Origin of the sequence: Lentzea sp. NPDC020367 (assembly GCF_044387305.1) — a bacterium.
Taxonomy (GTDB): domain Bacteria; phylum Actinomycetota; class Actinomycetes; order Mycobacteriales; family Pseudonocardiaceae; genus Lentzea.
In genome coordinates, this window is the sequence record NZ_JBIRVV010000001.1 from 705091 (window position 1) to 726507 (window position 21417).

Here is a 21417-nt window from a genome sequence, read left to right on the forward strand (position 1 = left end):
GCTCGGACGGTGAGCGTGCCCAGGGCAGTGCCGCCCGGTCAGCACCTGCCCACGTATGCCCGCGAACTCGTGCGCATGCACGACGCGGTCATCGCGGGGAGTCGCTCCGCCCTGCGCCCGCGAGCGCTCGTCTCCCGATCCTGGAACCGAGTCCTGGACCTGGGTCTGCGCGCCGACGACGTCAACACCCGCGACTGGCTGAGCCCGGCCGAGATCGGTCGCCGCCAGGAAGCGTCCCCGTTGCGCGAGGTGGTCCCGGACCTGCGGGCCATTGTCGGATCGCTGGCCGACGCCTCCCAGTTGCTGTTCGTGGTGACCGACCACGAGGGCGTCATCCTCTGGCGCTCCGGCACTCCCGCGGTCCGGCGTCGTGCCGACGCGCTGGGCTTCTTCGAGGGCGCCGACTGGACCGAACGCCGCGTCGGCACCAACGCCATCGGCACCGCTCTGGCCGAGGCCGCCCCCGTCGAACTGCTCGCGGGCGAACACTTCGAGCAGGGCCAGCACCCCTGGTACTGCACCGCGACCCCGGTCCACGACCCGCGCACCGGTTCGTTGCTCGGGGTGATCGACGTCAGCGGGCCGGCGCTGACCCTGCATCCGGCGATCGGCGCGCTGGTCGAGACCGGCCGCATGCTGGCCGAGTCGCGGTTGTGGCGCTACCACCAGGAAAGGCTCGACCGGTTGCGGTCCGCGGCCCTGCTCACCGGGCCGTCGCTCGTCGTGGACGACGACGGGTGGGTGGCGGCCTCGCACGGAGTCGCGGTGGGGTCGCGGATCGCCGTTCCCGTTGCCGGACGACCTGTCGCGGTGCCGGGACTCGGCGCCTGCACGCCGGAACGCCTCGCGGGTGGCTGGCTGATCCGACCGACCTCTGTGGACCGCACCGTCGGCTTGGAGCTCGACCTGACCCGGACACCGCAGGTCCGGTTGTCCGGTGGTGACGCGGACTGGCGGCGCACGATCACCCGGCGGCACGCGGAGATCCTGGTGCTGCTGCACCGCGCCGGACGGGCCGGGCTGTCTGCCGAGGCGTTGAGCAACGCCTTGTACGGGGACGCCGAGCACGTGGTGACGGTGCGGGCCGAGGTGTCGCGGCTACGACGGCTGCTGGGCGCGTTGGTGGAGACGCGGCCCTATCGGTTGTCCGGCGACGTGCGGATGACCGTCGTCGACTAGCACCTGTTCCCCGCAGGCGGTCCCGACAGCTGCTTCAGGTCGGCCATCGCCGCCTTCGAACCGTTCCAGTGGATGCGTCCGCTCCAGGTGCGCATGCAGAACGACGCGCCCTCGTAGGAACTCCACGCGAGCACGACGTCGCCGTTGACGATGCTCATCCGCGTCACGGTCGAGTGCTCTGCCTCGGTGAAGTCGCCGAGGTGGACAGAACCCAGGATCTTGGGTCCCGGCCCGTACAGCACGACGTGATGGGGCCACTCGACCCCGCCGCGCGAGCACGAGAACGCGGCTGCGGCGTCCTGGGTGCCGTCACCGTCGAGGTCGCCCAGGACGATCGGCTTGTCGACCCTGCCGGGAGATTTCGTCAGCAGACTGACGAAGCCGTCGATCTCGGGGATGCCGGGGAGTGAGCCGTTGACCAGCTTGCCGGCGGGGTGCTGACACATGCTCGGAACGGGTGCGGAGTTGAGGTCGGCCGCGCTGACGGGCCTGCCGGTGCCGGTGAGGGCGACCTTGAACCTGTCCGTGCCGGTCAGCGACATCACGGCGCCCTGCAGGCCGCCGAACACCAGCGCGGCACCGCTCGACAGGACGAGCAGGACGAAGCTCGCGGCGACGGAGGGCGCGCCTCCCAACGCCTTGGCCACGGGTTCCAGGCAGGACAACGCGGCTTTGGCGAGCGCTGCCACCGCGTCGGCGCCCGGTTTGCCGTCCAGCTTCGCCGCGTCGACGGCGTCGCCGAGACAGCCGAGCACCGCGACGTTGTCGGTCACGGCGCCGAGGTCGACGTGGAACAGCGCCATGATCGCCTGCACCGCGAACACGAGCTCCATGACGAGCCACGTGCCGACGTCGACCTGGCCCTCGACGGTCGCGGGCAACGAGGACACCGCGAACCGGTACTTCATCTCGCTGCCGGGGATGAGCAGCCCCTCCGCGTAGGGGCGCTTGGTGGCCAGCGCGTGGTACCCGGCGAGCACGACGGCCTTGGCGGGGTCGATCTCGCCCTGGGGTTCCAGGGTCGCGGAGGGTGCGGCGCGGACTCGCCACGGCAACGGCGAGTTGCTCGTCAGCGCGACCGTCATCTGCCCGTTCTCGACGCTGACGCACGGCCACAGAACAGGCTTGGCGGTGGCGGAGTAGTCGCCGTCGATCGCGATCTTCATGCCGGACGGGTCGGTGGCGGGGGCTCCGGCGCAGTCCGGTCGCGCCGAGGTGATGCCCAGTGCCTTGCCGACGAACTCGTCGACCGCCCGGCCCGCCGCGCGCAGGTCCACGAAGGTCGGCCAGAACGAGCTCAGGTGTTCGGTGGTGGCCGTGATCGTGTTGGTGGCGGCGTCGAACGAGGCGGGCATCAGGTGCGCCCCGGACCCGTCGGACGGGGTGGTGACGAGGGCCGCGTTCTGTCCCTCAGGTGGCGTGCCGGTGACGGGGAACCGCAGCTCCAGCGGCTTCTCCGGCTGACGGCCACCGAACGAGATCTCGACGCCGGACGCCGTGTTCGCGGTGATCTTCGAACTGAGATCGGGCGGCGCGGCGGTGGTCGTGTGCACGGTGAGGGTCGTGCCCTCCGGTGCGACGCCGGCCGGGCCGTGCACGTGGACGCCGCCGACGGTGAGGTCGACGCCGTCCCGGCCGACGGTGGCGGAGTCCGTCGCGGACGACCCCGACCGGAACCAGCCAGACCGGACGGCGATCACCGCTGTGGTGGCGCACGCGAGCACCACGACCACGGCGATCCAGATGGTCGCCCGGCGACGGGATTTCGAGGTACGCGGCGGCGTCACCCCTGCTTCATAGGAGCGCCCGGTCCGGCCGTTACTCCGTTGGGCCGATCGAGTGGCCCCCCGTGCAACGGTTTCCGGCGAGCCGGCCACTTCCGGGTTGTGCTGAGAAAAGTCATCTTCGTGCTCGTCGTCCTGCTGGCGACGGGAGGAACGGGCGTCGCGGCGGCGCAGGACGGCGCCGAGGTCGAGGTCTTCTGGGACCGCAACCGCGACGGTGCGCGGCAGGCCGACGAACCGCCGTTCGCTCAGGCCTACTTCAAGCTCACGAATCCCAACTTCCGCGGTTATCCGGACACCGAGGGCTATCCGATGTACACCGACGACCACGGACTGGCGAAGCTCGAACCGCGCCCGTGGGCGGTGGCGTTCCCGGAGAACCAGTACGTGGTCACGACGAGGGCGGTCGCGGCGGTCGATCCCGGCGACAAACTGATGATCGGCGTGCACGGCGCCGCGATCTGCGGAACGGCCTGGCTCGACGAGAACGCCGACGGTCAGCGGCAGGACGGTGAGCGCCGGATCGGTGGCCACGCGATCCGGGCAAGTCATCCTGTGAACGTCGGTGGCGAACGCACGGCGTACACCGCCGACGACGGGACGTACTGCTTCCGCGACCTCCCGGTCGACCACTACCAGCTGACGTCCGCCGACCGTCTCGGCATCGACAAGACGACCTGGGGCGTCGCCCACTGGCGGTCCGACGACGCCGACGAGGACCAGGTGTCGAAGTTCGACGTGGCGGACGGCAGGTCCGAGGTGCTCAAGGTCGACGTCCCCGGCACCGACATCGACGACGTCGACACGGCGTTCGTCAAGGCCGACCAGAACACCGTCGAGCCCTTGGGGATCACCGTCGTCAACCCCGACGGCTCGACGTCCCCGCGAGACCTGGCGGTGGGGGAACGGATCAAGGTGATCGGCGAGTTCCGGGCGAGAGGCCCCGCCTACGACAGCTACAAGGGGAGCCTCTACCTGCCGGAAGGCCTGAAGATCCTCGGGACCGAGGGAATTCCCGCAAAGGTGGAGGAGCACAACGCCGTCAGGGTCGGGTTCCCGGATCGCCGTGCGCCCGAACAGGTGGAGCGGGTGGTCGTGACCGCGGAGGTCGAGAAGGCGTTCCCCCACAGGGAGGTGAGCCTGGCCGCGGCGACGGAGAGGGTGACGGTGCAGATCCGGGCCCTGGGGTCCGAACCCGCGAAGCGCGCGAGGACGGTGCCGTGGGACCTGGTGATCACCTTGGTGCTGCTGCTGATGGTGGTGTTCACCGTCTGGTGGCTGCGCAGGCGCAGGACCAGGAGCTGAACGTGGGTCGGGTCGCGGCGCCCCGCGCTCGGGGTGGCGCCGCGACCCGTGTTCAGAGGATCAGGAGTGCGGGCACGTGTCCCGGTACTCCTCGATCAGCGTGCTGCGTCCCGGCGCCGGGCAGAGGAACTGCTCGTAGCGGGTGTCGTTGTCGATGAACCGCTTGAGCCACGAGATGCTGTACTTCGCGATCGTCGTGTTGGACGAGTTGGGTGCGAAGTGCGAGGCGTTGTTGAGCTCGAGGTACGCCTTGTCCAAAGTGGACGGCAGTGACGTGTAGAACGGCTCGGAGTGCGACGCGACCGGGGCGACCGAGTCGCTCTCGGCGCCGACGACCAGGGTCGGGACGCGGACGGACGACCAGTTCTTCGTGGTGTGCCAGGCGGTCAGCGGGATCGCCGCTTGCAGTGCCGGACGCTGGCTGGCGGCGCGCAGGGTGCCGCCACCGCCCATCGAGTGGCCCATGACGCCCAGCCGCGAGGAGTCGATCCGGGTGCGCACCGAGCTCTGCTGGGTCAGGTAGTCGAGCGCCGCCAGCAACTGCGACGCCCTGCTGTCGGGCTGGTCGTAGATCGTGTTCGTGTCGATGGTGAAGATCACGAAGCCCTGCGAGGCCAGGCGCGGGCCGAGCCACGAGATGCTCGACTGCGTGCCGGTGTAGCCGGGGGAGATGACCACGGCGCCGAACGTGCCGGCGGAGGTGCTGGTCGGGTAGTAGATCGTGCCGCCGCCGAAGCCGCCCACCAGGGACGACACCGAGGTCTCCGACACGGCGAACGAGCCGCGGGAGGCCTCGATGCTCGAGTTGGTCGGTGCGGGGCCGCGCTCGTACGGGTTGTCGGCCGCTCGGGCGGCAGTGCCCGTGACGAGCACCAGGGAGAGTGCGATGGGGATCAGGGTGCGGAGTTGCACAGCGCTGTACACCTCATTCGGCAGGGAACAGGGGAGGAACGTCCTCGACCCTCCTGCCCCGGCCGCCGGGTCCGCATCGGTGCAACCACCGGTCTCGGTGAACAACTTCGGTGGCAAAACTAACGGTGGTAGGTGAATTTGGGCGTTACCCCTTCCGGAGGGGCCGCTACCGCCGTAAGACTGGGCCGATGCTGCGTGGCCGAGAGCGGCAACGCGTCGCCGTGGACGCGTTGGTGGACCGTGCGCGCGTTGGGCGCGGCGGGGTGCTCGTGCTGCGCGGCGAGGCCGGCTCGGGCAAGACGGCGCTGCTCGACGCCGTGCGGCAGACCTACGACGCGTTGTTGTGCGTGGATGTCCGCGAACTCGACGATGACCTCGTGCAGCTCGCACGGGACGTCGTCGGAACGAGGGCCGCGCTGCTCATCGCGACCGAGGGTGAGGCGTGCGGATTGCCCAGCGTCACGCTCGACCCGTTGGACCCCGCGACGAGCCTGCGGGTGCTGCACGACCTGGTGCCCGGCCTGCCCGCCACGCTCGCCGCGGACCTCGCCGACCTCGCCTGCGGGAACCCGCTGGCGCTGGTCGAGCTCGCGGGATCGCTCACGTCCGCGCAGCTGGGAGGCATCGCGGCGGCGCCGGAGGTGCTGCCGGAGAACAGCTCGCTGCGGCTGCGGTGGCGAGCCCGGTTCGACAGCCTGTCGCCTCAGGCGCAGCACGTCGTCGCGCTGGCCGCGGTGGACGAGGAGATCGACGCCGAGGCACTCGACCTGGACGCGGTGATCGAGGCGGGCCCGTTGGTCGACCCGCGCAGGCTGGTCCGGTCCGCGCTGCAGGCGGACGTGCCGCTGCCGCTGCGGCGCAGGGCCCACGCCGAACTCGCGGAGACCTTGCCGCCCGGTGCCCGGCGCACGTGGCACCAGGCGGTCACGACCCAGGACACCGGGCTCGCCGACGTCCTCACCACCCACGCCGAACACGCCCGTCTGTGTGGCGACTTCGCCACCGCCGCCCGCGACCACGACCGCGCGGCCCGGCTCACGACCGACCCCGAGGAGAAGGCGCACCGCCTGCTCAAGGCCGCCGCCGACCACTGGGCGCACGGAGCGCCGCACCGGTCGCGGGCCGTCCTGCGCACCGCGGTCCGGATGACCCACACCCCGGAGCTCAGGGCGCTCATGGACCTGGTCGTCGGCGGCATCGACCTCGGCGAGAGTCTCCCGGACGTGGCGGCGGACCGGTTGGTGCGCGCGGCGAAAGGCCTGGTCAGCACCCGTCGGACGCTTGCCGTGGCGGCACTGGGGTTCGCCGGCGAGGCGGCCAGCATCGCCGGGGACCACCGCCGCTACACCGCGGTCGCCGAGTTCGCGAGGGAGATCCGCCGCGACGACGAGCCGCCCGCCACCCGGCTCACGCTCGACCACCTCACCGGCATGCTGGCGACGTTCGACGGCCACCACGACGAGGCGTTGCCCGCGCTGCGCACCGTCGTCGACCTCGCCGACCAGGTCCCCGGACCGCAGGCGCGGATCTGGGCGAGCCAGGCCGCCTACGTGCTCGGGGACGCCGCCCGGTCGCACGAGATGGCCACCAGCGCGGTGACGGCGGCGCGGGAGAGCGGGTTCGTCGCGCTGGTGCCGTGGGCGCTGGTGTACCGGGCGTTGTCGGCGTTGCTGCTGGACCAGCACGCGGCTGCGCTGACGGCGGCCACCGAGGGCGTGCACGCGGCCACGGCGATCGGGCAGCACAACGCCGTGGTCGACCACCTGACGATCCTCGCGTTGCTGGCGGCGTTGCGTGGTGACGCGGACACGGCGTTGCACCGCATCGACACCGCCACCGAGCACATCACCCAGCGCGGACTCACCCGGCCCGGCACGTTCGGCGCGTGGGCGTTCGCGTGCGTCGACCTGGCCCGCGACCGGCCCGCCGACGCACTCGACCGGTTGCGGCTGCAGCCGGGACACGCCGGGATCAAGGTCATGGCCGCACCACACGTGGTGGAGGCCGCCGTGGCGTGCGGCAAACCGTCCACAGCGGACAGAGCGCTCCAGCCGTACGAGAAGTGGGCCGGCACAACGGGAAGCACGGCCCGCATGGCACTCTCGCACCGCTGCCACGGCCTGATGGAGACCGGTACGGCCGACGAGCACTTCGAGGAGGCCATCCGGCTGCACCGCGCGAGCGGCACGGCTCTGGAGCTCGCCAAGACCGAGCTGCTGTACGGGAACCGGCTGAGGCGCGGGCGCAAGCCCAAGGCGGCGCGCGAACACCTGCGTGACGCCGTGCGCATCTTCCAGTCGTACCAGGCTGATCACTGGGTCGAACGGGCTCGCGCCGAACTGCGCGCGGCCGGCGACTCCACGAGCGAGCCCAAGGACCACCCCGGCCTGACGCCGCAGCAGGCGCAGATCGCCAGGCTGGTCGCCGAGGGCGCCACCAACCGCGAGGTCGCCGCGCGGTTGTTCCTGAGCCACCGCACCGTCGAACACCACCTGCGCAACATCTTCGCGCGGCTCGGCGTGCGGTCGAGGGTCGAGCTCAGCAGGAGACTCGATTGATCTTGGAGGTTGTGTGCGCGAGCAGTACCGGCACTGGCAGCGGATTCCGACCCGATGGGCGGACAACGACGTCTACGGCCACGTGAACAACGTCGTCCACTACGCGTTCATGGACACGGTGATCAACACGTGGCTCATCGGCGCCGGGCTGGACATCCAGGCCGGGCAGCAGATCGGGCTCTGCGTGGAGTCCCACTGCAACTACCGCGCCTCGATCTCCTTCCCGGAAGCGGTCGACGCCGGGCTGCGCGTCGGGCACCTCGGCCGGTCGAGCGTGCGCTACGAGGTCGGGTTCTTCTTCGAGGGACGCGAGGACGTCGTGGCGGAAGGCCACTTCGTGCACGTCTTCGTGGACCGCGCGACGCGCAAGCCGGCGGAGATCCCCGCGAACCTGCGCACGGCGATGGAAGGGCTGGTGGTGGCGTGAAGACGCGAGGCGCGGTGCTGACCGGAGTTGGCGGGCCGCTGGAGATCGTGGACCTCGAACTCGACCCGCCCGGTCCCGGCGAGGTGCTGGTGCGCGTGCACGCCACCGGCCTGTGCCACTCCGACCTGTCCGTGATCGACGGTTCGCGCATCCGGCCGCTGCCGATGGTGCTCGGCCACGAGGCGGCGGGCGAGGTCGTGGAGGCGGGCCCGAACGCCGAGTTCGCGCCGGGCGACCACGTCGTGCTGTCGTTCGTGCCCGCGTGCGGTGCCTGCCGCCGGTGCGCGTCGGGCCGTCAGGCGTTGTGCGAACCAGGAGCCGCGGCGAACCGTGACGGCACGCTGCTCAGCGGGCAGCGGCGCTGGACCCTCCCGGACGGCACGCGCCCGCACCACCACCTGGGCGTGTCCGGGTTCGCCGAGTACACGGTGATCTCTGACCGGTCGGCCACCCGCGTTCCGGACGACCTGCCGTTCGACATCGCCGCGTTGTTCGGCTGCGCGGTGCTGACCGGTGCGGGAGCGGCGTTCTACAGCGCCGAGGTGAAGCCGGGGGACCGGGTCGCGGTGTTCGGGCTCGGTGGCGTCGGCCTGGCGGCGGTGCTTGCGGCCGTGACGGCGGGTGCCACGCAGGTCGTCGCGGTGGACGTGGTCGAGCACAAGCGCAAGCTCGCTCTCACGCTCGGCGCGACGCACGAAGCCGCAGGCGGCCCGGACGTCGTCGCCCACGTGCGCGACCTGACCGGCGGTGGCGCGGACAAGGTCATCGACACGACCGGCGTCGCGGCGGTGCTCGAACAGGCCTACGCCGCCACGGCCGTCGGCGGCACCACTGTCACCGTCGGCCTGCCGCACCCCGATCGCACCGTGTCGCTGCTGGCGCTGAACCTGGTCGCCGAGGAACGCACGCTCAAAGGCAGCTACCTCGGCTCGTGCGTGCCGCGCCGGGACGTGCCCAGGTTCGTCGACCTCTACCGCGCGGGACGGCTGCCGGTCGACGGACTGTTGTCCGGTCGGCTGCGGCTCGACGAGATCAACGACGGGTTCGCGAAGCTCGCCTCCGGGGAGGCCGTCCGGCAGGTCGTCGTGATGGAGTAACGCCCGATTCAGCCCATCCGGGCACGAATCGGGCAGGACAGTTCCGGTGTCAGCTGTTGACCACCGAGGTCTGCCTGCTGCACGGTGAGAGCGCTCTCATGTTCGTCGTCATTCGCAACGGGGCGGGTGGCGATCCCTGCACGGACAAGGAGAAGAGCATGCGCTTCACCATGCCCAGAATCGTGCCCGCGCTGGCACTCGTGCTGGTCGGGTCCACCTTCGCCGTTCCGGCCCAGGCGTCGGAGAAGGAGTTGTCACCCGGCCTGCTCACCGCGATGAGCTCGGCGTTCGGGCTGACCGAGAGCCAGGCGCGGCTGCGTCTGGACGAGGAACAACGCGCGTCGGCCCTCGCCCCGCGCGCTGAAGGCGAGGCCGGTGCCGCACTCGCCGGCAGCTGGTTCGACGAGAAGAAGAACCGCCTGGTCGTCGCGGTCACGGACACCTCCGCCGCCCGCAAGGTCGAGGCCACCGGTGCCGAAGCGGTGGTCGTCGGCCGTTCGGCGAACTCGATGGCGGCCCACAAGAACCGCCTCGACGCCCTGTCCGCGACCGGCGCAGTGCCGTCCGCGGTCGCGGGCTGGCGACCCGACGCGCGCACCGGCACCGTCGAGGTGAGCGTGGAGGCGGGCAAGCAGACCGCCGAGGTGGCCTCGTTCCTGGACAAGGCACGTCAGTTCGGTGCCATCACCGTGCGCACCGAGGGCGTGCGGCAACCGCAGACGTTCGCCGCGGGCACCGTCGGCGGCGACCCGTACTACACCGGCAACGTCCGCTGCTCCATCGGCTTCTCCGTGCACGGCGGCTACGTCACGGCCGGCCACTGCGGCGGCAACGGCGCGGCCGTCTACGGCTGGGACCGCTCCTACCAGGGCAACTTCGCCGGTTCGTCGTTCCCCGGCAACGACTACGCGTGGGTCCGCACCGGCGGTGGCTGGTGGACCGTGCCGGTCGTGCTCGGCTGGGGCCGCGTGCCGGACGCGCTGGTGCGCGGTTCGTGGGAGGCGCCGGTCGGCACCTCGGTGTGCCGCTCCGGTTCGACGACCCAGTGGCACTGCGGCGTGATCCAGGGCCGCAACGAGACCGTGAACTACCAGCAGGGCGCGGTCTACCAGATGGTCGGCACCTCGGTCTGCGCCGAGGGCGGCGACTCCGGTGGCTCGTTCATCACCGGTGACCAGGCCCAGGGCGTCACGTCCGGCGGCTACGGCAACTGCTCCAGCGGCGGTCGCACGTGGTTCCAGCCGATCAACGAGATCCTCAACGTCTACGACCTGAGGCTGCACACCGCCTGATGAAACTCCCGGCTGTCCACCACTTCGCGTGGTGGACAGCCGGTGATCTCCTAGCGGGCGTTGACGTGCAACGCCAGCGCAGTTCCCGCGCCGAGCGTCGTCGTGAACCTGCCCTGCGAGTCCACGGTCACGCGGACACAGCCGTTCTCCTGGACGTTGCAGTAACTTCCGGCCGGCAACGCGGTCTGGAACGTGCGGCTCACCGCGAACGTCTCGCGGTTGATCGCGACGAATCCCTTGCTGCCGCGGCCGAACGCGATCATGTCGAACCCGTTGTCCTGCCAGTTGTTCACGTCGGTGCCCGCGACGGTGTTGCGGAACGCCACCATGTTCGCGACCTGCGTCCACGCGTGCTGGCACTTCCAGCCGCTGTAGCAGACCGAGTTGCCGGGCGGACCCGCGTCCTTGTCGGTGAACTCGTAGCCCGAATACACCTGCGGCGCACCGTAGTTCCACGCCAGCATGAAGACGTTCGCGAGCGTGTAGGTCGACCCGTCCTTGTACGTCAACGTGGACCCGTTGCGCTCGGTGTCCCAGTTGTCGACGAACGGCCGTGCCTGGCCACTCGGCAGGAAGCCCCACGACTGCCCGAACGTCTTGAGGTAGGCCAGGTTCTCGTTCTGGAAGATCCGCTTGACGTCGTAGGCGTACCGGAACTCGTCCACGTCACCGGACCCCGTGTACTCGCCTGGCTGCACCACCTCGCCGGCGCCGTAGATCACCTCGTGCACCCAGAACACGTTGGGGTTGCTCAGCTTCCCCTTGATCGCGGCCAGATCGGCGGTCGCGATGTGCTTGGCCGCGTCGACCCGGAACCCGTCCACGCCCATGCCGATCAACCGGTTCAGGTACCCGGCGATCGCCCCGCGCACGTAGTCGCTGCCGGTGTCCAGATCGGACAGGTTGACGAGCTCGCAGTTCTGGACGTTGTAGCGGTCCTGGTAGTTGTTGATCGCCGAGCGGCACGAGTGGAAGTCCCAGTCGCTGTAGTAGCCCGGGTAGTTGTACTTCGAATAGCCGGAACCACCGGTGCCCGTGCCGGATCCGGCGCTCATGTGGTTGATCACCGCGTCCGCGATGACCTTCACACCCGCGTTGTGGCAGGTGCTGACCATGTTGCGGAACGCGTTCTCGTCACCGAGCCTGCCCGCGATCCGGTAACTCACGGGCTGGTAGCTGGTCCACCACTGCGGACCCTGGATGTGCTCGGTCGCGGGGGAGACCTCGACGTAGCCGTAGCCCTTGGGCCCGAGAACGTTCGTGCACTCCGTTGCCACGCGGGCGAACGGCCATTGGAACAGGGTGACGGTGACGTCCTTGGCGCCCGGTGGCGCCGCAAGACTTTGCACCGGTGTGGACAGTCCGACGATCAGCAGCACCGCTAGAAGGGTGCGCGAAGCCGAGGAAACCACGTTGTCTCCTTGCTGCAGGGGTTCACACACCGTCGTAGCATCCGCAGGCACACCGGGCATAGCGTTGCAAGAACTTTCCGGAGCAATTCGGCCTAGTGCGCGCTACGCGTCCGGAGGTACGCCCAGCCGACGAGGGCGGCGGCCATCGCGGTCAGGGCGAGACTGCCGATCGTGACGGCCCGTTCGAACTGCGCGGTCTGCGCGCTCGTCCAGTCCGGCTGCGCGATGCCGCCGACGAACAGGACCGCCAGCACCGTGCCGCTGACGGCGACACCCGCGGCCGAGGTGACCTGGGACGCGGTGTCGACCAGGGCGGCACCGATCGAGGTCCTGTTCTCGGGCAGGCCCTTGAGGACGTTGACGCCCGCGACGGCGCCGACCACGCGGATGCCGATGGCGACCAGCACCAACGCGATCGCGACCGGCGGGTAGCCGAGGCGGCCGAGCAGTGCGTACACGGCGAGGCCGGCGACGACGCAGAGCGCGCCGAGCCACACGGCGCGGTTGAGGCCCGCCCAGTGCACGAAGCGGTTGACCAGCGGGCCCGCGGCGATGAGGACGGCGACCTGCGGCAGCATGCCGGCGGCGGCGAGTGCGGGGGACCAGCCCCAGTCGAGCTGGAGTTGGAGCGTCACGAGGTAGGTCAGGCCGGCTGCCGCCAGGCCGGTCGCGGCCTTGTACGCGAGGCCGCTCGAGACCAACGGGTGCGCGACGAGTTTGAGGTCCAGCAACGGATGGCTGGCCGTGCGCGCGCGAACCACGAACAGGATTGCGGTCACGACGGTCAGTGCGGCGGCGGCCCACGCGAGCCAGGAGGAGCCTTCGACGAAGAGCGTCGGCGTGACGAGGGCTAGTGCGATCGCCGCGGTGCCGAGAAGGCCGCCGAGATAGTCGGCGGGACCGTGGTGCAGGTCCGTGTCGGCCTGGATGCCTCGGCCGATGCCGACGAACGCGAGCACCGCGATCGGCACGTTGATCAGGAGCAACGCCTGCCAGGGCGCGATGGCGAGCAGGAAACCTCCTAGCGGTGGGCCGATCGCCAGGCCGACTAGGCCCACGGTCGAGATGAGCGTCATCGCGCGGATGCGGAGGTCGTCGGCCTGGAACAGGCGGAACGCGAGCGCGATCGAGCCCGGTGTGGTCATGGCGGCGGCGATGCCCATCACCGAGCGCACGGCGATAAGGCCGCTCACGGACGTGACGAACAGAGTCGCGAGGCTTGCCACGGCAAGTAGTGCGAGGCCGGCGAGCATCACGCGGCGGCGGCCGAAGCGGTCCGCCACGGCGCCGAACACCAGCATCAGGCCGCCGAACACAACCGCGTAGGAGTTCGACACCCACTGGAGTGCGGTCGTCGAGGCGTGCAGGTCGCGGCCGATCGTGGGCAGGGCGACGTTGAGGATCGAGTTGTCGAGCATCTCGAAGAGGAACACGGCGGAGAGGCCGGCGAGGGCGATCCACGCTTCCCTCAGCGACCGCGGTGAGCGCAGTTCGGGCTGCGCGAGATCGTAGGTAGTCACGAACACTGTTCTACTCACGAACACTGTTCGAGTCAACTGGTAGGCTGGTCACATGAACCGCGAGGAGTGGGCGACCCAGATCGCCGCGCTGGAGCAGGAGTCAGCCCCGGTGCGCAAGGAACCGATCACGGTCAGCCGCATCGTCACCACGGCGCTCAGGCTGGTCGAGGCCGAGGGCTTCGACGCGCTGACCATGCGCCGCGTCGCCGCCGCGCTGCAGACCGGGCCCGCCTCGCTCTACGCGCACGTGCGCAACAAGGCCGACCTCGACGACCTGCTCATCGGGACGCTCAGCAGGAACGTGGCGGTGCCCGCGCCCGACCCGCAACGGTGGCGCGAGCAGGTCCTCGACGTCTGCGGGCAGCTGCGCGACCAGTTCCTGCGCTATCCGGGGATCGCGCGGGCCGCGTTGTCCGCTCCGCCCGCCAACCTCGACACGCTCCGGATCACCGAGGGCCTGCTCGGGATCTTCCTGGCAGGTGGCGTGTCACCGCAGTCGGCGGCGTGGGCGATCGACGCCGTGCTCCTGTACGTGAGCGGCTACACGTTCGAATCGTCCTTGCGCGGCGGGCAGCCGGACCGGGCCGAGATGCTCGCACGGCTGCGGATGCTGCCGGTGAGCCGCTTTCCGAACGTCGTCGAGCACGTGGACACGCTGAACTCCGGCGAGGGGCACGAGCGGTTCGAGTTCGCGCTCCGGCTGCTGCTCGACGGCCTGACTACCGCCGGCTGACCAGCAGGTAGCGCTCGTCCTCGATCGGTCGTCCCCACAGGTCCTCGCTGGTCAGCGCAGTGATCACGGCCTCCACGCGCACCCCGAGAACCAGCGAGCGGGTCTGCGCGGCGGTCAGCCCGGCCCCGGTCGACCATCGACCCTCCACGAGCAGGAGAACGCCGCCCGGCTTGAGCAAGGACACCCATTCCTGAAGCGCCGCCGCCGGATCCGGCAACGCCCACAGCACGTGCCGCGCCAGCACGACGTCGAACGACGCCTCGGGGTACGGCGGATGAGCCGCGTCGCCGGCGGTGAAGCTCGCGTCCGGCGCCTTGGCCCGCGCGGCTTCCAGCATCCGCGAAGACAGGTCCAGGCCGTGCACGTCGTGGCCCGCCTCGGCGAACAGGGCCGACAGGCTGCCGGTGCCGCAACCGAGATCCGCCACGGAGGACTCCGCGGGGACGAGCGGCAGCAGGAGACGGGCCCAGGCGGCGCGCACGAGAGGGTCGCGAAGCCCGTGGTCAGGCTCGTCGTCGAACGTCGCGGCATGCCGGTCCCAGAACTCTCGCGTCGTCACCAACGCAGTTTTGCCTAAGCGACCATCAAGCCTTGCCCAAATGAGATGCGATCTCCGTCGTACGGTCCCTAACCTCGGTCCATGAGGCTTGTGCTCTGGCTCACACTCGCGTGCATCTGCGCGCTCAGTGGCGACCACGCGCTCGCAGCCGTCCTGGCGATGCTCCTCGTCGGCTGCGCGACTGACCGCGTCCGTCCCTGAACAACTGTTCAGCGTTGGCTGTAATACAGCCAGCGCTGTACTGTTCCGCCCATGCTGACCTGTGAGACGCGGGAGGCGGCCCTCGCCCGGCTGGGCCGCGCCCTGGCGGACCCGACCCGGTGCCGCATCCTGATCGCCCTGCTCGACGGCCCCGGCTATCCCGCGCAGCTGGCCGAGACGCTGGAGCTGACCAGGTCGAACGTCTCCAACCACCTGTCCTGTCTGCGCGGCTGCGGCCTGGTCGTCGCGACCTACCAGGGTCGGCAGGTGCGGTACGAACTCGCGGACCAGCACCTCAAGCGCGCGATCAGTGAACTCGTGGACGTCGTGCTCGCCGTTGAGCCCGGGCCGGACTGCGCCGATGAGTGACGCCTGCTGCGCACCGGCCGTGGACGAGCGCAAGCTCGTGCTTCAGAGCCGGGTCCGGATGTTCGTCGCCGCCACGATCACCTACAACGTCGTCGAGGCGGTCATCGCGCTCGCGGCGGGCACGGTGGCGGGCTCGACGGCGTTGATCGGGTTCGGGCTGGACTCGGTGATCGAGGTCGCCTCGGCGACGGCCGTGGCCTGGCAGTTCGCCGGGCGTGATCCCGAGAAGCGCGAGCGGACGGCGCTCAAGGTGATCGCGGTGTCGTTCTTCGCGCTGGCGGCCTACGTGTCGGTCGAGTCCGTGCTGTCGTTGCTGCAGGGGGAACGGGCGGAGCACTCGACGGTCGGCATCGTGCTGGCCGCGGTGTCGTTGGTGATCATGCCCGGCCTGTCCTACGCCCAGCGCAGGGCCGGTCGCGAACTCGGGTCGGCGAGCGCGGTGGCGGACTCGAAGCAGACGCTGTTGTGCACCTACCTGTCGGCGGTGCTGCTCGTCGGGCTCGTGGTGAACAGCCTGTTCGGCTGGTGGTGGGCCGACCCGCTGGCGGCGCTGGTGATCGCCGTGGTGGCGGTCAGGGAAGGCCGTGAGGCGTGGCGGGGCCACCACTGCTGCTGACCGGTTTGCGGGCGACGAGCCGTTCGACCACGCCGAGCTTGAAGCGTTGCCGTTGCTCGACGACCAGACCGCGAGCCTCGACCAGGTGCAGCGGGCGGCGCAGGAAGTGCTCGCCCGCCATCGGCACCGTGATCCGCTCCAGAAGCCACTGCACGCCCCGCGCAAGCCGGGAAGTGCTGGCCACGTGGTCGAGGAGGATCAGCCGTCCGCCCGGCCGCAGGACCCTGACCATCTCGGTCAGCGCGGTCTCGTGGTCGGGGATCGCGCACAGACCCAGCGTGCACACGACCGTGTCGAACGAGCCGTCGTCGAACGGCAGGGCGTGCGCGGTGCCTTGCCGCAACGTCACCTGCAGGCCCAGGTCCGCGGCGCGGGAGCGGGCGAGGCCGAGCATCTGCTCGCTCAGGTCGAGGCCGGTCACGGTGGCGCCGGCGGGGTAGTGCGGCAGGTTGAGGCCGGTGCCGACGGCGACCTCCAGCACCTCCCCGGAGGCCTGCGAACAGGCCCACTGGCGGGAGTCGCCGAAGACCCGGCGGTCCAGGACCCCGATCTCGGCGTCGTAGGTCGCCGACTTGCGGTCCCAGTACGTCTGCCAGCGGGCCTGGTCCATGCCGTCCAGTCAACACCAGCGCGAACAGGGCAGGATCTGCCCGGTGCGAGTCGTCGTTGTCTCCGGGGGCGATCCCGGTCATGTGGTGCCGGCCATCGCGTTGTGCCTGCGGTTCACGGAGGCGGGAGACACCCCGGTCCTGCTGACCGGCGACCGCTGGGTCGAACCTGCCACCGCCGAGGGCATCACGGCCTCACGGGTAGCCGGCCTGTCGCTGGACGACCTGCGCGACGTGCCGGATCTCGGGCGCGCGCTGCACGACCAGGCCGCGGTGCTGGCGTCGGCCCTCGCCCCGCAACTCGCTGAGCTGGATCCGGACCTGGTGGTCTGCGACGTCCTCGCACTGGGCGCGAGCATGGCCGCGGAACTGCTCGGCGTGCCGTGGGTCCAGCTGTCGCCGCACCCGCTCTACGAACCGTCGAAGTGGTTGCCGCCGATGGGCAGCGGGCTGGCCGCCGGAACCGGGGTGCGCGGCAAGCTCCGGGACGCGGTGCTGCGGGCCATGACGGCCAGGTCGCTGCGTCAGGGTGAACGGCAGCGAGCCGTTGTGCGGCAACGGATCGGGCTCACCGCGAAGGAGCCCGGCCCGGCCGCCCGGTTGATCGCGACGCTGCCCGCGCTGGAGGTGCCGCGCCCGGACTGGCCGCGCGACGCCCACGTCGTCGGGCCGCTGCTGTGGGAGGCGAGCCGGGAGACGCTGAGCCCGCCGCCGGGCGACGCCCCGCTGGTGATGGTGGCCCCGTCCACGGCCTGGACCGGTGCGGAGAGCATGGCCGAGATGGCCCTGGAAGCGTTGCGGGACATGGAGGTGCGGGCGGTGGTGTCCACGTTCGCGCCGCCGCCGGTCGACCTGCCGTCGTGGGTGCGGTCGGGGCCGGGCAAGCAGGACGAACTGCTGCGCCAGTCCTCGGTGCTGGTGTGCGGCGGCGGGCACGGAATGCTGGTCAAGGCGTTGCGGGCCGGGGTTCCCGTGGTGGTCGTGCCCGGCGGTGGCGACCAGTGGGAGATGGCCTGCCGGGTCGCACGGCAGGGCAGCGGCGTGATCGTCCGCCCGGCCACCGTCGACGGACTGCGGAACGCCGTGACGCGCGTGCTGGGCGATCCCGGTTTCGCTGAGGCGGCGGCTCTTGCGGCGGCGACGATCGCCGATGTTCGAGATCCTGTGGAGGTATGTCGGACTGCGTTGAGTCTTGCGCGTTGAGAGCGCTCCCACTTCAATAGGGCCCATGCGCGTGTCAATGACGATGCTCGTGGTGGCGGCGTTATCGATCTCGACCCTGCCGGCGGTGGCGCAGCAAGACCGCGCTGTGGCGCCCGACCTGTACCCGGCCGTCGGCGCGGGTACGAACTTCCTCAACCACTCCGAGCTGCTGGGCAACGTTCCGGAGCCGGCCTGGTACGAGGCGAACATCCCGTTCGTGGACCTCCCTGACCGGGAGATCCGCGACACCTACTACTACCGCTGGCGGACCTACCGCGAGGCGCTCAAGTACACCGGCCCGAAAGACGGCTGGATCGTCTCGGAGTTCCTCGGCCCGGTCGGCTACTCGGCGCCGAACGGCGGAATCGTCGCCGCGGCGGGCCATCACGTCTACGAGGGCCGCTGGCTGCGTGACCACCGCTATCTGGACGACTACGTCGACTACTGGCTGCGTGGATCGGGTGCCGGGCCCAAGCCCGCGACCGACTTCCTGAACAAGAACACCACCGACTGGGCCCACCAGTACTCGTTTTGGGCCGCCGACGCCGTGGCCGCCCGTGCCGCCGTGGACGGCCGCTCCCAGTTCGCCACCGACCGGCTGCCCGAGCTGGTCCGGCAGTGGCAGCGCTGGTCGCCGCAGCTCAACCAGGACATGGGGCTCTACTGGCAGACGCCGGTGTGGGACGCGATGGAGTACACGGCCAGCTCGTACCAGAGTCCCGATCCCTACCACGGTGGCGACGGCTTCCGGCCGACCCTCAACGCCTACCAGTACGGCGACGCGCGGGCGATCGCGGAGCTGTACAGGGCACGGGGAGACGTCGCGGGTGCGCGTCCGTTCGACCAGGCCGCCGATTCGTTGCGCGCCAACCAGGAGCGGTGGCTCTGGGACGACGCGGGCAAGTTCTACAAGCACGTCATGCGCGACAACAACCCCGGCCGCACGAAGCTCGCCGACCGCGAGGAGATCGGCTTCGTGCCGTGGTACTTCCACATGCCACCGGCCGCGAACAGCGCGGCCTGGGCACAACTGACCGATCCGCAGGGGTTCGCTTCTCCCTACGGCCCGACCACCGCCGAGCGCCGCAGCCCGTGGTTCATGCGCGACGCGCTGAACGGGTGCTGCCGCTGGAACGGCCCCAGCTGGCCGTTCGCCACCAGCCAGACCCTGACCGCACTGGCGAACCTGCTGATCGACTACCCGAGCCAGCCCTACGTCGACCGCGACGACTACCTCGCCGTGCTGCGCGGCTATGCCCTGACCCAGCGCAAGAACGGCGAGCCGTACGTCGCCGAGGCGCACCACCCCGACGAGAACCGCTGGCTGTACGACGGCAAGGGCCACAGCGAGGACTACAACCACTCGACGTTCAACGACAACGTGCTGTCCGGACTGCTCGGCATCCGGCCGCAGCTCGGCAACACGGTGTCGATCGCGCCGCTGGTCCCGGACTCGTGGAACAACTTCGCCGTCGAGAACGTGCCGTACCACGGCCACAACCTCACCGTGCTGTGGGACAGGGACGGCAGCCGCTACGGCAAGGGCGCCGGTCTGCGCGTCTGGGTCGACGGCAGGCTCACCCACACCCAGGCCGGTCTGGGGGCGGTGCGGCTGAACGTGACGCCGCGCGGGTCGGCGGACGTGCCGGAACTGGTCGACGACTTCGCGAACGTGAGTCAGACCGGACTGCCCACGGCCCGCGCGTCCTACAGCTACAGCGCGGACCCGCCCACGAAGGCGATCGACGGCCAGGACTTCCACCTCGACGTGCCCGGCACGCGCTGGACGTCCTACGGCAGCCCGAACTCCGCGGACTGGCTGGAGGTCGACCTCGGCGCGCCGACCCAGATCTCCGACCTGCGCGTCGTGTTCTACGACGACGGCGGGGGAGTGCGGGTGCCGACGACGTTCGACCTGCAGTACTGGGACGGCCAATGGCGGGACATACCCGGCCAGCAAAGAACTCCCGCGCAACCGGTGGCGCGTCAGGTGAACCGCGTCCTGGTGCAACCGGCGCTGACCGCGAGCCGGGTGCGGATCCTGCCTCGTCGCGCTGATGGCGGAGCCGTTGGCATCACGTCGTTCTCGTCGTGGCGCTCGGCCGTCCGAGGGCTGCGCGCGTCACTGCCGGAGGATCTCGCCGTCCGTGCCGGTGGGGTCGAGACGACCACGACTTTGCAGGCGCAGCAACCGTTGCGCGGTGTCCGGGCGACCCTTGCCGTGCCTGCCGGGTGGAACGCTGTGCCGCTCAGTTCGTCCTACGCCGCGCAGCTCGCGCCGGGCAAAAGTCTCGTCACCCGGTGGCGCGTCACGGCACCGGCGGGTCTGCGGCTGGGGGAGCGGGCGCCGATTCGTTTGCTGGCAACGGCTTCCGGCTCCGACGGCGTGACGTCCTCGTTGAGTTCGGCGCAGACCGTGTTCGATCCCGCCGACTACGGCAGGGTCGTGTGGGACGACACGTTCGACGCCGGCCTGGCCTCCTACCGCGTGGACGGCCCGTTCGGTGAGCCACCGCCGACGTTGACGGTCGCGAACGGCGTGCTGACCGCCTCATCCGGTGGCCGGGCGGGATCGGTGCTCGCCGCGCCGGTGACCGGGGACGCGCGCGGAACCGCTGTCGTCGTCGAACCCCGGTCGTTCGCGGGCTCGGCTCCCGAGGACAGCCTGTTCCTCGGCCAGACCGCCGGCAACCGCGACTTCGCGCTGGCCTGGTTCAACAACGCGGGCAAGGCCTCAGGCGTCGACGTGACCGTGGAGGGAGTGCGCCGGGGCGACGAGGCCACCGGTGGGTGCTGCGCGAGCCTGAACTGGGCGTCGGGCGACCGGCTCGCCGTGGTCGTCGAGAACGGTCAGCTGACGAGCTGGCAGCAGCACGCGAACCGGTGGACGTTGCTGCGGTCCGCGCCGATCGGGTCCGCCGTGGATCCCTCGGTGGTCGCGGGGTGGGCACCGGCGCTGGGCCTGCGACTGGACGCGGGCGCGCTGACGATCGACCGCTTCACCGTGCGTTCCAAGGCCTAACCGCAGACGCGCTCGACCAGGACCTGCCAGCTGGTGATCAGGTTGTGCACCACGGCTCCCGGGTCGGGCGCGTCGCCGTCCTGCGTCTGGAGGTAGAGCAGGATCGGTCCCTCCAGCGCGGCGACGAGCTGAAGGGCGAGGGTGCCGCTCGCGGCGTCGTCCGGACATGCCTCGCTCAGCAGCATGTGGACGTGGAACAGCGAGGGGCTGTCCCCGGCGGGAACGGGCTGGCCGGGGTCCAGCGAGGCGCGCGCCAGTGCGGTGTGCTCGATCAGGAACTCGAGCCGGGCCCGTCCGAACGCGGCGAGCCGCTCGGCCGCCGGCGCACCGGGACCCAGCGGCGGCGGGCCGGTCATCACCCGTTCCTGGAAGAGCTTCTCCTCCTCGTCCAGCAGGGTGTGGAAGATGCCCGCACGGGTGCGGAAGCGCCGGAACACGGTGCCCTTGCCCAGACCGGCGCGTTCGGCGAGCCCGTCCATCGTGACCTTGTCCACACCCAGTTCCGCGACCATCTCGCGGGCGACGGCGATCAGGTGGGCACGGTTGCGCGCGGCGTCGGCCCGTTCTTCTCGGGGACGTCCCAACGGCAGCGCAACAGGTTCCACGACCTGCACGCTACC

Annotated in this window: 18 protein-coding genes; 11 read left to right on the forward strand and 7 right to left on the reverse strand. The window is 70.6% G+C overall.

Features of this window, described 5'->3' with window-relative positions; translation table 11 throughout:
• The first annotated feature begins 9 nt into the window (after positions 1-9).
• A complete protein-coding gene (locus ACH413_RS03110) occupies positions 10-1179 on the forward strand; it encodes a transcriptional regulator (protein ID WP_360030045.1) in 1170 nt (389 codons plus the stop codon).
• Here ACH413_RS03110 and ACH413_RS03115 read toward each other — a convergent pair.
• On the reverse strand, positions 1176-2966 hold the full coding sequence (locus ACH413_RS03115) for a hypothetical protein (RefSeq protein WP_360030047.1): 1791 nt from the start codon (positions 2964-2966) through the stop codon (positions 1176-1178). The two genes, ACH413_RS03110 and ACH413_RS03115, sit on opposite strands and share 4 nt — an antisense overlap.
• A 99-nt stretch (positions 2967-3065) precedes the next feature.
• Here ACH413_RS03115 and ACH413_RS03120 point away from each other — a divergent pair, with 99 nt between their 5' ends.
• On the forward strand, positions 3066-4268 hold the full coding sequence (locus ACH413_RS03120; RefSeq protein ID WP_360030049.1) for a hypothetical protein: 1203 nt from the start codon (positions 3066-3068) through the stop codon (positions 4266-4268).
• Positions 4269-4328: 60 nt separating this feature from the next.
• On the opposite strand, the gene ACH413_RS03125 is transcribed toward ACH413_RS03120, so the two are convergent.
• Positions 4329-5180 carry an alpha/beta hydrolase family protein gene (locus ACH413_RS03125; protein ID WP_396424841.1) on the reverse strand — a complete coding sequence of 284 codons (852 nt, stop codon included), beginning with the start codon at positions 5178-5180 and terminating at the stop codon, positions 4329-4331.
• Positions 5181-5368: 188 nt separating this feature from the next.
• Here ACH413_RS03125 and ACH413_RS03130 point away from each other — a divergent pair, with 188 nt between their 5' ends.
• From ACH413_RS03130 to ACH413_RS03145, 4 genes are all read left to right on the forward strand, one after another.
• Positions 5369-7738, forward strand: a complete 2370-nt coding sequence (locus tag ACH413_RS03130) for a LuxR C-terminal-related transcriptional regulator (protein ID WP_360030051.1) — start codon at positions 5369-5371, stop codon at positions 7736-7738.
• A gap of 13 nt (positions 7739-7751) precedes the next feature.
• Positions 7752-8165 (forward strand): thioesterase family protein, encoded by a 414-nt coding sequence (locus tag ACH413_RS03135; RefSeq protein ID WP_360030053.1) that lies wholly within the window; start codon positions 7752-7754, stop codon positions 8163-8165.
• Positions 8162-9262 (forward strand): zinc-binding dehydrogenase, encoded by a 1101-nt coding sequence (locus ACH413_RS03140; protein ID WP_360030055.1) that lies wholly within the window; start codon positions 8162-8164, stop codon positions 9260-9262. Before ACH413_RS03135 ends, ACH413_RS03140 begins: the two co-directional genes overlap by 4 nt.
• Before the next feature lie 170 nt (positions 9263-9432).
• Complete coding sequence (locus tag ACH413_RS03145; RefSeq protein WP_360030374.1) at positions 9433-10554, forward strand: S1 family peptidase; 1122 nt, start codon at positions 9433-9435, stop codon at positions 10552-10554.
• 50 nt (positions 10555-10604) lie between these two features.
• On the opposite strand, the gene ACH413_RS03150 is transcribed toward ACH413_RS03145, so the two are convergent.
• Positions 10605-11966 (reverse strand): alpha-amylase family protein, encoded by a 1362-nt coding sequence (locus tag ACH413_RS03150; protein ID WP_360030057.1) that lies wholly within the window; start codon positions 11964-11966, stop codon positions 10605-10607.
• A 92-nt stretch (positions 11967-12058) separates the two neighbouring features.
• On the reverse strand, positions 12059-13486 hold the full coding sequence (locus ACH413_RS03155; RefSeq protein WP_360030058.1) for an MFS transporter: 1428 nt from the start codon (positions 13484-13486) through the stop codon (positions 12059-12061).
• Between the two features lie 52 nt (positions 13487-13538).
• Between ACH413_RS03155 and ACH413_RS03160 the strand changes: the two genes are divergently transcribed.
• Positions 13539-14219 carry a TetR/AcrR family transcriptional regulator gene (locus tag ACH413_RS03160; protein ID WP_360030060.1) on the forward strand — a complete coding sequence of 227 codons (681 nt, stop codon included), beginning with the start codon at positions 13539-13541 and terminating at the stop codon, positions 14217-14219.
• Here ACH413_RS03160 and ACH413_RS03165 read toward each other — a convergent pair.
• Positions 14206-14778: a class I SAM-dependent methyltransferase gene (locus tag ACH413_RS03165; protein WP_360030062.1), complete on the reverse strand. Its 573-nt coding sequence runs from the start codon at positions 14776-14778 to the stop codon at positions 14206-14208. The genes ACH413_RS03160 and ACH413_RS03165 overlap by 14 nt on opposite strands.
• Before the next feature lie 252 nt (positions 14779-15030).
• Here ACH413_RS03165 and ACH413_RS03170 point away from each other — a divergent pair, with 252 nt between their 5' ends.
• The gene (locus ACH413_RS03170) at positions 15031-15348 is read left to right on the forward strand and encodes a metalloregulator ArsR/SmtB family transcription factor (protein WP_360030064.1); all 318 of its coding nucleotides are present in this window, start codon (positions 15031-15033) and stop codon (positions 15346-15348) included.
• A complete protein-coding gene (locus ACH413_RS03175; RefSeq protein ID WP_360030066.1) occupies positions 15341-15964 on the forward strand; it encodes a cation transporter in 624 nt (207 codons plus the stop codon). The genes ACH413_RS03170 and ACH413_RS03175 overlap by 8 nt, the downstream gene beginning before the upstream one ends.
• Here ACH413_RS03175 and ACH413_RS03180 read toward each other — a convergent pair.
• Entirely contained in the window at positions 15921-16574 is a 654-nt protein-coding gene (locus ACH413_RS03180) for a class I SAM-dependent methyltransferase (protein WP_360030067.1), read from the reverse strand. The genes ACH413_RS03175 and ACH413_RS03180 overlap by 44 nt on opposite strands.
• Positions 16575-16617: 43 nt before the next feature.
• Between ACH413_RS03180 and ACH413_RS03185 the strand changes: the two genes are divergently transcribed.
• Positions 16618-17775 carry a nucleotide disphospho-sugar-binding domain-containing protein gene (locus tag ACH413_RS03185; protein WP_360030069.1) on the forward strand — a complete coding sequence of 386 codons (1158 nt, stop codon included), beginning with the start codon at positions 16618-16620 and terminating at the stop codon, positions 17773-17775.
• 25 nt (positions 17776-17800) lie between these two features.
• Positions 17801-20797 carry an MGH1-like glycoside hydrolase domain-containing protein gene (locus tag ACH413_RS03190; protein ID WP_360030072.1) on the forward strand — a complete coding sequence of 999 codons (2997 nt, stop codon included), beginning with the start codon at positions 17801-17803 and terminating at the stop codon, positions 20795-20797.
• Here ACH413_RS03190 and ACH413_RS03195 read toward each other — a convergent pair.
• Positions 20794-21402, reverse strand: coding sequence for a helix-turn-helix domain-containing protein (locus ACH413_RS03195; RefSeq protein ID WP_360030074.1), 609 nt, complete (start codon positions 21400-21402; stop codon positions 20794-20796). The two genes, ACH413_RS03190 and ACH413_RS03195, sit on opposite strands and share 4 nt — an antisense overlap.
• Between the last annotated feature and the right edge of the window lie 15 nt (positions 21403-21417).

Bases quoted from the DNA above. Each gene is read 5' to 3' on its own strand.
- ACH413_RS03130 (WP_360030051.1), top strand. From the start codon at position 5,369: ATGCTGCGTGGCCGAGAGCGGCAACGCGTCGCCGTGGACGCGTTGGTG.
- ACH413_RS03145 (WP_360030374.1), top strand. From the start codon at position 9,433: ATGCCCAGAATCGTGCCCGCGCTGGCACTCGTGCTGGTCGGGTCCACC.
- ACH413_RS03160 (WP_360030060.1), top strand. From the start codon at position 13,539: ATGAACCGCGAGGAGTGGGCGACCCAGATCGCCGCGCTGGAGCAGGAG.
- ACH413_RS03170 (WP_360030064.1), top strand. From the start codon at position 15,031: ATGCTGACCTGTGAGACGCGGGAGGCGGCCCTCGCCCGGCTGGGCCGC.
- ACH413_RS03175 (WP_360030066.1), top strand. From the start codon at position 15,341: ATGAGTGACGCCTGCTGCGCACCGGCCGTGGACGAGCGCAAGCTCGTG.
- ACH413_RS03180 (WP_360030067.1), bottom strand. From the start codon at position 16,574: ATGGACCAGGCCCGCTGGCAGACGTACTGGGACCGCAAGTCGGCGACC.
- ACH413_RS03190 (WP_360030072.1), top strand. From the start codon at position 17,801: ATGCGCGTGTCAATGACGATGCTCGTGGTGGCGGCGTTATCGATCTCG.